General features: G+C 71.9%; 8 protein-coding genes, 1 pseudogene and 1 riboswitch. Of the genes and pseudogenes, 1 reads left to right on the forward strand and 8 read right to left on the reverse strand.

The annotated features are described in order from the left end of the window. Positions 1 to 127 precede the first annotated feature (127 nt). The 7 genes and pseudogenes from ACFRMQ_RS30790 to ACFRMQ_RS30820 all read right to left on the reverse strand — a co-directional run bounded on the left by ACFRMQ_RS30790 (position 128) and on the right by ACFRMQ_RS30820 (position 8,528). Positions 128 to 1,495, reverse strand: a complete 1,368-nt coding sequence (locus ACFRMQ_RS30790; RefSeq protein WP_380733978.1) for an NAD(P)/FAD-dependent oxidoreductase — start codon at positions 1,493 to 1,495, stop codon at positions 128 to 130. A 429-nt stretch (positions 1,496 to 1,924) separates the two neighbouring features. Next, positions 1,925 to 2,866 (reverse strand): exopolyphosphatase, encoded by a 942-nt coding sequence (locus ACFRMQ_RS30795; RefSeq protein ID WP_380733979.1) that lies wholly within the window; start codon positions 2,864 to 2,866, stop codon positions 1,925 to 1,927. Positions 2,867 to 3,030: 164 nt separating this feature from the next. Next, positions 3,031 to 3,558 (reverse strand): annotated as a pseudogene (locus ACFRMQ_RS30800) (DUF501 domain-containing protein); the annotation flags it as partial. After that, positions 3,530 to 4,021, reverse strand: coding sequence for a septum formation initiator family protein (locus ACFRMQ_RS30805; protein ID WP_380733981.1), 492 nt, complete (start codon positions 4,019 to 4,021; stop codon positions 3,530 to 3,532). The gene ACFRMQ_RS30805 and the pseudogene ACFRMQ_RS30800, both read right to left, overlap by 29 nt. Positions 4,022 to 4,209: 188 nt before the next feature. Further along, positions 4,210 to 5,496, reverse strand: a complete 1,287-nt coding sequence (gene eno / locus ACFRMQ_RS30810) for a phosphopyruvate hydratase (protein WP_380733983.1) — start codon at positions 5,494 to 5,496, stop codon at positions 4,210 to 4,212. A gap of 331 nt (positions 5,497 to 5,827) precedes the next feature. Beyond that, positions 5,828 to 6,724, reverse strand: coding sequence for a transglycosylase family protein (locus ACFRMQ_RS30815; protein WP_380733984.1), 897 nt, complete (start codon positions 6,722 to 6,724; stop codon positions 5,828 to 5,830). Between the two features lie 5 nt (positions 6,725 to 6,729). Continuing rightward, positions 6,730 to 6,896, reverse strand: a riboswitch (cyclic di-AMP (ydaO/yuaA leader). Positions 6,897 to 7,130: 234 nt separating this feature from the next. Beyond that, positions 7,131 to 8,528, reverse strand: a complete 1,398-nt coding sequence (locus ACFRMQ_RS30820) for a cytochrome P450 (RefSeq protein WP_380733985.1) — start codon at positions 8,526 to 8,528, stop codon at positions 7,131 to 7,133. 254 nt (positions 8,529 to 8,782) lie between these two features. Here ACFRMQ_RS30820 and ACFRMQ_RS30825 point away from each other — a divergent pair, with 254 nt between their 5' ends. After that, positions 8,783 to 9,205, forward strand: a complete 423-nt coding sequence (locus ACFRMQ_RS30825; protein ID WP_380733987.1) for an SDR family NAD(P)-dependent oxidoreductase — start codon at positions 8,783 to 8,785, stop codon at positions 9,203 to 9,205. An 11-nt stretch (positions 9,206 to 9,216) separates the two neighbouring features. On the opposite strand, the gene ACFRMQ_RS30830 is transcribed toward ACFRMQ_RS30825, so the two are convergent. Beyond that, on the reverse strand, positions 9,217 to 10,254 hold the full coding sequence (locus ACFRMQ_RS30830; RefSeq protein ID WP_380733988.1) for a MazG family protein: 1,038 nt from the start codon (positions 10,252 to 10,254) through the stop codon (positions 9,217 to 9,219). Between the last annotated feature and the right edge of the window lie 313 nt (positions 10,255 to 10,567).

The raw sequence follows: 10,567 nt of genomic DNA on the forward strand, positions 1-10,567 counted from the left end.
TCCCACTTCTGTACTCCGCCCGGTCGCACGGCCGGCTGAGCACCACGGAGGTCGTGGTCCGGCAACGCTGCCGGGCGGAGAGCCTCCGACTCATACCCCGGTGCTCCCACACCGGGGTCTCAGTCGCTTACTTGCTGGCGAGTTCCTTGTCGGCGGCCGGCTTGGCGGCCTCGACAGGCTTGGTGGGCGGAGTGACCTCCTGGATCGGCAGCTGCGGCTTCTCCATCTGGGCGAGGCCGACCATCTCGCGCTTGAGGAACATCGCGAGCGTCCAGTCGGTGAAGACGCGGACCTTGCGGTTGAAGGTCGGCACCATCGCACCGTGGTACAGGCGGTGGAACCACCAGGCCGGACGGCCCTTCAGCTTGTACTTGCCGAAGAGGATCGCCACGCCCTTGTGCAGGCCGAGACCGGCGACCGCACCCAGGTTCTTGTGCTTGTACTCCTTCTGCGGGAAGCCGCGCATGCCGGAGATCACGTTGTCGCCGAGGACGACGGCCTGGCGGCTGGCGTGCTGGGCGTTCGGCGGGCACCAGGCGCCCTCGCCGGCGGCGAGGTCCGGCACCTGGGCGTTGTCGCCGGCGGACCAGACGTAGTCGAAGCCCTGGACCTGGAGGGTCGGCGCGGTGTCGACGTGGCCGCGCGGGCCCAGCGGCAGGCCGAAGTTGGCCAGCACCGGGTTCGGCTTCACGCCGGCCGTCCACACGATGGTGGAGGCGTCCATCTCCATGCCGTTCTTCAGCATGACGTGGCCGTCGACGCAGGAGTCCATCGAGGTCTCGATGTAGACCTCGATCTTGCGCTCCTCCAGCCGCTCCTTGGTCCACAGACCGAGGTCCGGGCCCATCTCGGGGAGGATGCGGTTGGCCGCCTCGACGACGACGAAGCGCATGTCGTCGCGGCTGACGGTCTTGTACAGCTTGGCCGCGTCGCGGGCCATGTCCTCGACCTCGGCGACGGTCTCGATGCCGGCGAAGCCGCCACCGATCACCACGAAGGTCAGCGCCTTGCGGCGGATGTCCTCGTCCGTGGTGGACTCGGCCTTGTCGAGCTGGGCCATGACGTGGTTGCGGAGGCCGATGGCCTCCTCGACCGTCTTCATGCCGAGGCCGTTCTCCGCCAGACCCGGGATCGGGAAGGTGCGGGAGACCGAGCCGGTCGCGACGACCAGGTACTCGAAGGGCAGCTCGTAGCTGTCGCCGGCCGCGGGCTGGATGGTGGCAACCTTGCGGGCGTGGTCGATGCCGGTGACGGACCCGGTCAGCACCTCCGCCTTCTTCAGGGTGCTGCGCAGCGGCGCGATGAGGTTGCGCGGCGCGACGCTGCCGCCGGCCGCCTCGGGGAGGAAGGGCAGGTACGTCATGTACGACCGCGGGTCGACGACCGTGACGGTCGCTTCGCCGTAACGCATCTTCTTGAGGATGCGCATCGCGGCATACAGGCCGACGTAACCACCGCCGACAATGAGGATGCGAGGACGCTCCGTGGTGCTCATATCCGAAAGTATCCAGCACCGTCCGGAGCAGCCTTCGTGAGCCCGGTCACAAGTTGACGGACCCTCTGTGCTACACTGCGCGGCCGCAAAATCCGGCCCGGCACGGGGGCCAGCACCCCGGGGCGGCACCGCGCGAACACGCGCCGGAGCACCACCGGCCTGAGCAGCAACGATCCGCACGGCGCCCGGGTTCCCGCGCGTGATTTCGATTTTCAAACCTCACACAAGGCCTGACCTGCGATCCCATGGGAGACCCGGCCAACGGGCCTTCGGTCCCACATTTCGGACGTAGCGGGCGGGCCAATGCAACGATTGACCGTATCGCCATGTGAAGAAATTCACGAACTTTCCCGCACGCCCTCGGGTGCGGCGCGGCCCCGGCCCCCCGAAAGGGGTGCCGGGGCCGGTCCGGGTAAGCCCTGAACGGGGTCAGGAGGCGATACCCCAGGCGATTCCGTCGAGGATGTCGTGCTCGCTCACGACCAGCTCGGCGGCGCCGGTGCGCTCCATGATCTCCAGCAGCTCCAGCGCCCCGGCCGCGATCACGTCCACCCGGCCCGGGTGCATCGACGGGATGGCCGCGCGCTCGGCGTGGGTGGCGGCCAGCAGCTCGTGGGCGATCTCGGCGACCCGCTCCCGGCTGATCCGCGAGTGGTGGATCGCCGCCGAGTCGTAGCCGGGCAGGTCCTGGGCGATCGCCGACACCGTGGTGACCGTCCCGGCCAGGCCCACCAGGGTGGCCGCACCGGTCAGCGGGACGGCCTCCTCGGCCCGGTCCAGCTCCGCACGCACGTGCGCCCGGGCGGCCGCGACCTGCGCCTCGGAGGGCAGCTCGGCGTCACCGAAGTAGCGCTCGGTGAGCCGCACGCAGCCGATGTTCACCGAGCGCGCCGCCCGCACCTCGTCCGTGCCGAGCACGAACTCGGTGGAACCGCCGCCGAGGTCGAACACCAGGTACGGGCCGGGGAACTGACCCTCGGCCAGCTCCTTGGTGGCGCCGACGAAGGACAGGTGCGCCTCCTCCTCGCCGCTCACCACCTCGGGCTCGACGCCCAGGACGTCCCGCACGCCCTTGACGTACTCGTCGCTGTTCTCGGCGTCCCGGGAGGCGCTGGTGGCGACGAAGCGGACCCGCTCGGGGCCGACGCCGAAGCCGGAGATGATCTCCTGGTACTCCCGGCAGGCCGCGAAGGTGCGGGCCAGCGCGTCCGGGTGCAGCCGGCCGGTCTGGTCCACGCCCTGGCCCAGCCGGTTGACGATCATCCGGCGGTCCAGGTCGGTGATCTCCCCGGTCTCCGGGTCGAGGTCGGCGACCAGCAGGCGGATCGAGTTGGTGCCGCAGTCGATCGCGGCCACGCGGGTCGTGCTCACTCGGACTCCTGCCCCGCCGTCTCCGAGGTCTCCCCGGACTCCCCGGACTCCCCGGTGGCGAGCTTCTTCGCGGCGCGCTCGGCGGTCTTCTGCGCCTTCGCGGCGATCACGGCCTCGTGGTCCTGGTCCTTGGCGCGGTTGCGGGCGACCCGCTCGCCGGCGGCCTCGACCTCGGCCGGGGAGACGCACGGACCCTTGGCCCACCAGTCCTCCAGCATCCCGATCGCCTCGTCGCCGAGCGGGTTGACGCCCTCGCCCGCCGCCAGCGAATGGCCGACCAGCACGTGCAGGCACTTCACCCGGTCCGGCATGCCGCCGGCGCTCGGGAAGCCCTCCAGCACCTCGATCGCGTCGCGCCGGGCGATGTAGTCCTCGTGCGCCTTCTGGTACGCCGCGGCCAGCTCCGGGTCCTCGGCGAGCCGGGCGGTCTGCTCCTTCATCACGCCCTCCGCCTCCAGGGTGCCGATCAGCGAGGCGGCCTTGGGGCAGGTCAGGTAGTAGAGCGTGGGGAACGGCGTGCCGTCCGGGAGCCGGGGGGCCGTCTCCACGACGTCCGGGTTGCCGCAGGGGCAGCGGTGCGCCACACCGCGCAGGCCGCGCGGCACCCGGCCGAGCTGGGCGGCGATGGCCGCGACGTCGGCGTCGGAGACGGTGGGGTGGTTCTCAGTGGTCATGGGGGGAGGTGTCTCCAACGGAGGACGGTGGGAGCGGAAGGGGGTTGGCGGGGGCCGCCACGGCGGTGTCGGCGGCGTCCACCGAGTCCCAGATGCTGGTGTACCAGGGCTTGGCGGCCTTCGCCGAACCGCCGGACGCGGCGGGGGTGGCGGGCGCGGAGGATCGGGCGGCCTGGCCGCCCTGGTCCACCGCGATGTACGGGGTCTCCCCCGGCACCGCGTAGTGCAGCCGGGCGCGGGCCTGCGCCTTGACGTACTCCGGGTCCTGCCAGCGGGCCTTCTCCCGGCGCAGCTGCTCGACCTGCTGGCGCGCGTGGTCGGCCTTCGCCCGCTGGGCGGAGATCTCGGCGCGCTGGGAGATGAACTGCCGCGTCGGGTAGGCGAGGATCGCCACCAGCGAGCAGAGCACCAGGACGAGGACGGTCGCCCGGCTCGTGAACCGGGGCCGGGCCGCCAAGCCCGGGATCCTCCAGCCAGCCATCTCCCGTATCCCCTCCTGGTCGCGACGGTGCCCCGCCGTCCACCCTACGGGGTGAACGGCGGGGCACCGGTCAGGCGTGCGCTACCGGGAGCGCGTGGCCCTCGTACGTGCCTGTCGCTCCGCGGAGCGACTCGCTTGTTGTTCCGCGGAGCGACCGTGCTCGTTGTTCCGCGGAGCGACTGTGCTCGTTATTCCGCGGAGCGGAAGCGCGGGAAGGCGCCGCGGCCGGCGTACTCGGCGGCGTCGTCGAGGATCTCCTCGATGCGCAGCAGCTGGTTGTACTTGGCGACGCGCTCGGAGCGGGCCGGGGCGCCGGTCTTGATCTGGCCGCAGTTGGTGGCGACGGCCAGGTCGGCGATGGTGACGTCCTCGGTCTCGCCGGAGCGGTGCGACATCATGCAGCGGTAGCCGTTGCGCTGGGCCAGCTCGACGGCGTCCAGGGTCTCGGTCAGCGAGCCGATCTGGTTCACCTTCACCAGCAGCGCGTTGGCGGTGCCGGTCTCGATGCCACGGGCCAGGCGGGCCGGGTTGGTGACGAACAGGTCGTCGCCGACCAGCTGGACCTTGTCGCCCAGCTTGACGGTCATGGCCTTCCAGCCGTCCCAGTCCGACTCGTCCAGCGGGTCCTCGATGGAGACCAGCGGGTAGGCGGCGACCAGCTCGGCGTAGTACTCGATGAGCTCGGTGGAGGTGAGCGCCTTGCCCTCGAACTGGTAGGCGCCGTCCTCGTAGAACTCGGAGGAGGCGACGTCCAGGGCCAGCGCGACGTCACGGCCGGGCACGTAGCCGGCCTTCTGGATGGCCTCGACGATCAGGTCCAGGGCCTCGCGGTTGCTGTCCAGGTTCGGCGCGAAGCCGCCCTCGTCGCCCAGGCCGGTGGACAGCCCGCGCTCCTTCAGCACGCCCTTGAGGGTGTGGTAGACCTCGACGCCCCAGCGGACGGCCTCGGAGAAGGACTCCGCGCCGATCGGAGCGATCATGAACTCCTGGATGTCGACGTTGGAGTCCGCGTGCGAGCCGCCGTTGAGGATGTTCATCATCGGAACCGGCAGGACGTGGGCGTTCGGGCCGCCCAGGTAGCGGAACAGCGGCAGGTCGCTGGCCTCGGAGGCGGCGTGCGCGACGGCCAGCGAGACGCCCAGGATGGCGTTGGCGCCGAGCGAGGACTTGTCCGGGGTGGCGTCCAGGTCCAGCATGGCCTGGTCGATCAGCCGCTGCTCGGTGGCGTCGTAGCCGACCAGCTCCGGGCCGATCTGCTCGATGACGGCCAGGACGGCCTTCTCGACGCCCTTGCCGAAGTAGCGGTTCTTGTCGCCGTCGCGCAGCTCCAGGGCCTCGAAGGCGCCGGTGGAGGCACCCGACGGGACAGCGGCACGACCCGTGCTGCCGTCGTCGAGGCCGACCTCGACCTCGACCGTGGGGTTGCCGCGCGAGTCGAGGATTTCACGGGCTACGACGACATCGATGGACGGCACGAGGCATCTCCTTGCGGAAGCAGGGTCCGGTCTGACGGGGTGCAGTCAGCGGGACGATTGCGGAGTCGTTACGACCAGAGCCTAACCGCCCGGGCTCCCGGGACCACCTCGGCCTCGGTTCCGTCTCAGCGTGTGGCCCCGCTACCCACCGGTAGTTCACCTGCTTGTCCCAGCTTGTCCCCCTGGGGCGGGCGAATGCGGACGAAGGGGACCGGTAGGACCGGTCCCCTTCGTCCACGGGTCGGAACACGCTTCGTCGGGCGTGGCGGTTCGACGCCGGATCGGGCACGGCGGCCCGGCATCGGCTCGGGCGCGAGGGCCCGACACCGGCTCAGCCGAGGTGCAGCACCTGGCCGGGCATGATCAGGTTCGGGTCGCCGCCGACGGTGGCGTGGTTCTGGTCGTACAGCGCGTGCCAGCCGCCGGACACGCCCTGGGCGGCGGCGATGGTCGACAGGGTGTCGCCGGCACGGACGGTGTAGTCGTGGCCGGTGGCCTGCGGGGCCGACTGCACGGCCGCCTGCGGGGCGTACTGCGGCTGGGCGGCGGCCTGGCCGGCGTACTGCTGGTAGACGCCCTGGTGGCTGGTCCAGTACCAGGCGCCGTTGTTCTGGTACCAGTACACCTTGGCGTCGGCGTCCCAGCCGGCCTTGCCGGAGAAGCCCGGGGTCTGCTGGGCCTGCTGCTGCGGGGCGGCCTGCTGGACCGGCTTGGCGGCGGGCTTCTGAGCCGGCTTCGGGGCCTGCTGCTGAGCCGGCTTCTCGGCCGGCTTGGCGGGCTTCGGGGCCTGCGGCTTGGGGGCGGTCTGGGTCTTGCCGCTCGAAGAGGTGTCGACGGAGGCCGGGGAGCCGCCCTTGGTCAGACCCGCCTTCTTGGAGCAGACCGGCCAGGCGCCCGGACCCTGCGAGGCGAGGACCTTCTCGGCGACCGCGATCTGCTGGCCCTTGCTGGCCTGGTTGGCCTGCGCGGCGTACGCGGTGCCGCCGTAGGCCTTCCAGGTGCTGGAGGTGAACTGGAGGCCACCGTAGAAGCCGTTGCCGGTGTTGATGCTCCAGTTGCCACCGCTCTCGCACTGGGCGACGGCGTCCCAGGTGGAGACCGGGGCGGCGGAGGCGCCGGTGGCGGTGAGGAGCGGCATCGCGAGTCCGACGCCGGCCACACCGGCGACGGCGATGGCCTTCTCGGCCTGGGTGCGACGACGGTGACGGCCAGTTCCAACGAACAGCATGAAGAGGTCCCTCTCCGCACGCCTGCGAGGTGAGCTGTCGGGTTCGGACCGGGAGGTGGCCCGGCCGCCGTAAGCGGAAACGATTCCGCTCGGGCGGCTTCACCCCAAGCCGTGGGGACGGCAACAAACCTGGTTCCCCCGCCCCTGCCCAGGGTTCTGGTCGGTTTCCCGTGGCGTGGCGGGCAGGATTCGGCGTTCCGCGCTCGGGGTCCGCAGCTGCGAACCCCAGGAGAGTAGACAGATCTTCAGACCAATCACAAGCTCATATCGCCGATATCACACCAGCATTACGGCGCGTGCCCAGCCGCCTACCGGCTTCGGCGTTATGTCCGGATTGGTCAGCGTTCATACCCCGCTTGGGAGTTGACCGACGATGTCCCGTCAGCGTCATCCCGGCTCGTCCGGGTCACGAAGGGCCCTGCTGAAGCGGATGCGGAGGGACGTGCGGCGAGCGGCTCTCCGGACTGAATTCCACCGGCAGTTCGCGCAGCCCACGCATGATCAGACCGCCCCGCCAGCGCAGATTCTCCGGGCTTTCCGCGAGCCGCAGATCGGGCAGCCGGGAAAGCAGCGTGGCCAGCGCGGCACGCCCTTCCAACCGGGCCAGCGGAGCGCCGATGCAGTAGTGGATGCCGTGCCCGAAGCCCAGGTGCGGGTTGTCCGTCCGCGCCAGGTCGAGGGTGTTCTCGTCCGAGAACCGGGCCGGGTCGCGGTCCGCCGCGGCCAGCACCACCAGCACCGGATCGCCGACCGGGATGTCCACTCCGCCGATGGTCAGCGGACGGGTCGCGAACCGCCAGGTCGCCAGCTCCACCGGTCCGTCGTAGCGCAGGAGTTCCTCGATCCCGGTCTCCAGCAGTCCGCTCTCCCCGCGCGCCACCGACTCCTGCAGCAGCCGGCGCTGCTCCGGGTTGCGCAGCAGCGCGTAGGTGCCGTTGCCGATCAGGTTGACGGTGGTCTCGAAGCCCGCGAACAAGAGGATGAAGGCCATCGCCGCGGCCTCGTTCTCGGTCAGGTGCTCGCCGTGGTCACTGGCCCGGATCAGACCGGAGATCAGGTCGTCGCCGAGGTCCGCGCGCTTGCGGTGGATCAGCTCCAGCAGGTACGCCCGCATCCGCTTCACCGCCCGCCCCACGCCGCCGCGTTGGCTGCCGCCCTGGCCCGGCTTCGTGTGCCGCAGCATCATTCCGGCCCAGTCGCGGAAGTCGTCCTGGTCCTCGGCCGGCACGCCCAGCATGTCGCAGATCGCGTAGATGGGGAGCGGGAAGGCGAACTCGTGGATCAGATCCGCCGAACCGCGCTGGGCGAAGCCGTCGATCAGCCGGTCGGTGAGCTGCTGCACCCTCGGCTCGAACTCGGCCACCCGGCGCGGGGTGAACGCCTTCGACACCAGCCGGCGCAGCCGGGTGTGGTCCGGCGGGTCGATGTTCAGCAGGTGGGTCATCAGGTCCGCCTGCCGCTCCCCCGGGATGCCCACCCGGCCGGTGCGGTGCGCCTGCTCGCTGTGGTGCGCCGGGTTCTTCGACAGCCGGCTGTCCGCCAGTGCCTGCCGGGCGTCCGCGTACCGCGTCACCAGCCAGGCCTCGACACCGCTCGGCAGCGTGGTGCGGTGCACCGGGGCGTGCTCACGCAGCCAGGCGTAGGCGGGGTACGGATCGGCGGCGAACTCCCAGGTGAACAGCTGCGGAGCGGGGACGCCGGACGGGGTGGTCGACCGGGTGCCGGACGGCGTGTCGGACGGCGTGTCGGACGGCGTCGTCGACGGCGTGGTGGCGGGCCGGGCGGGGTCGGGCTGAGCTGGCATGGACCGACCGTATCCGGTGCCACGCGCGCCCCCGTTCCGGCGGGCCGCCGCTCCCCCGCCGCCGGTTCGCGTCCGGCGTGCCAACTCTCCGTGGACGCCCCGTGGACGACTCTTGGACAGCTCTTGGCCGGAGAGCGGGCGTGAGCCTGGTCACCTGAGGGGTAATCCCTGTCGCGGAGGGTCAGGACCTGCCTACGATCCTCCGCAGTACGCGTGGGCGCCGGTGCGGTGTCGCCCACAGGGAGGAGCAGGCCATGCGGGTCAGCGGATCAGTCGTCGTCATCGCGGTCCTCGACGGCGGGTCGGGCGCGGGCCTCGCCCGCCGGTTCGCCGCGACCGGCGCCGCCGGAATGCTCATCGCCGACCAGCACGTCGGCATCGCCGAGGACCTCGCCGCCGAACTCGACCGGCCGGGCTGCCCCGTCGTCGGCGTCTGCGGAGACATCCGCCGCCCCAGCGACGTCGCCGCCCTCGTGGACACCGCCGAGAAGCACCTCGGCCCGATCGACCTGTTCGCGGTGGCCGGCCCGGCGGGCGAGCGGGTCATCCCGCTGACCGACCTGCCCGCCCACCTCGACCTGGAGCGCCTCGCCGAACTCGTCGTCCTCGTCGGCGAGGCCATCGGTGAGCTCGTCCCCCCGCAGCGGCACCCGGAGAGCGCCGCCACGGCGGCCTGAACCCGCCCCCGTCACTCCGCTTCGAGGCCCTCGGCCGCGCGCACCGCGTCCCGGTAACCGCGCGCGGCCGACCGCAGCGCGGCGTCCACATCCACCCCGGCGGCGGCCGCCCGCTGCACCACCGCGAGCAGCAGCCGGCCCGCCGAGTCCGCCGTCAGCTCGGCGGGCAGCTCGTACGCCTCGTCCGGCACCCCGGTGAAGTCCGCCCGGCGCACCCGGGACACCAGCTTCGCCGCGTACGCCAGCGAGGGAAGCCCGGCCGGCACGCCGTCCAGCACCGACTCACGGTCCGCCTTCTCGGCCGCCTTCAACTGCTCCCAGTTGGCCTCCACCTCGGTGGCACCCTCGACCTCGACATCCCCGAACACGTGCGGGTGCCGGTACATCAGCTTCTCGACGATGTCCCCCGCCACGTCGTCGACGGTGAACGGCTCGGTCGGGTGCTCCTCGGCGATCCGCGAGTGGAAGAACACCTGGAGCAGGACGTCGCCCAGTTCCTCGCGCAGCGTCGCCCGGTCCCCCTCCTCGATCGCCTCGACCAGCTCGTACGCCTCCTCGACCAGGTACTTCACCAGGCTCTCGTGCGTCTGCTCGGCGTCCCAGGGGCAGCCACCCGGGGAGCGCAGCCGGTCCATCACCGTCACCAGGTCCAGCAGCCGCGCGCCCGGCAGGTCGTACGAACCGGGCAGCACCTCGATCTCCGGCACCTCACCGGCGTGCTCCACCGCGATCCGTGCCAGCGCGTCCGTCAGCCCCGGGTCCCCGTCCGGGCTGCCCAGCCACACCGTCGGCCCGCCCCCGACGGGCTGCCCGGTCAGCAGCCGCGCCAACGCCGGCGCCGACCCGGCCGGCACCGCCTCCACCACCACCCCGGCCTGCCGCACCGCCGCCACCTGCGGATGCCCCTCGTCCCCCACCAGCACCCGCCCCGCCGACCGCAACGCCTCCCACGCCGGCCACGCCAGCAGGCCCGGAGCCACCCGGTGGGTGGTGGTCAGCAGGATCAACTTCGCGCCCGGAGCGTCCGTCGGCACAGCATTCGTCGTCACACCCCGAACCTACCCCGGAGCCCCCGCCGGCCCCGGCGGTACCGGGGCGGCGCCCCACCTCACCCCACTCCGCCGCTTCGGCGGCACCGCCTCAGCGCGGGAGGTCGACCCACCGGCTTCCCGCGCCGGGACGGCGACGACCCGACCGGGGCGGCGGAGGCGAGTGCCGGGCGACGAAGGGCGGCTCGCGGAGCGGTCGGCGGTGTCCTGTGGCGTGCGGACGCCCACGGGGCGCTGAAGCCGCCGGCGCATCGGGCCGGCACCGGCACAACACGTCGTGCGCCGCAGGCACACGGACGGCACGGAACCGCGG

It is taken from the genome of Kitasatospora sp. NPDC056783, assembly GCF_042789895.1.
In the GTDB taxonomy this organism is placed as follows: domain Bacteria; phylum Actinomycetota; class Actinomycetes; order Streptomycetales; family Streptomycetaceae; genus Kitasatospora.

Bases quoted from the DNA above. Each gene is read 5' to 3' on its own strand.
- ACFRMQ_RS30820 (WP_380733985.1), bottom strand. From the start codon at position 8,528: ATGCCAGCTCAGCCCGACCCCGCCCGGCCCGCCACCACGCCGTCGACG.
- ACFRMQ_RS30790 (WP_380733978.1), bottom strand. From the start codon at position 1,495: ATGAGCACCACGGAGCGTCCTCGCATCCTCATTGTCGGCGGTGGTTAC.
- ACFRMQ_RS30815 (WP_380733984.1), bottom strand. From the start codon at position 6,724: ATGCTGTTCGTTGGAACTGGCCGTCACCGTCGTCGCACCCAGGCCGAG.
- ACFRMQ_RS30805 (WP_380733981.1), bottom strand. From the start codon at position 4,021: ATGGCTGGCTGGAGGATCCCGGGCTTGGCGGCCCGGCCCCGGTTCACG.
- ACFRMQ_RS30825 (WP_380733987.1), top strand. From the start codon at position 8,783: ATGCGGGTCAGCGGATCAGTCGTCGTCATCGCGGTCCTCGACGGCGGG.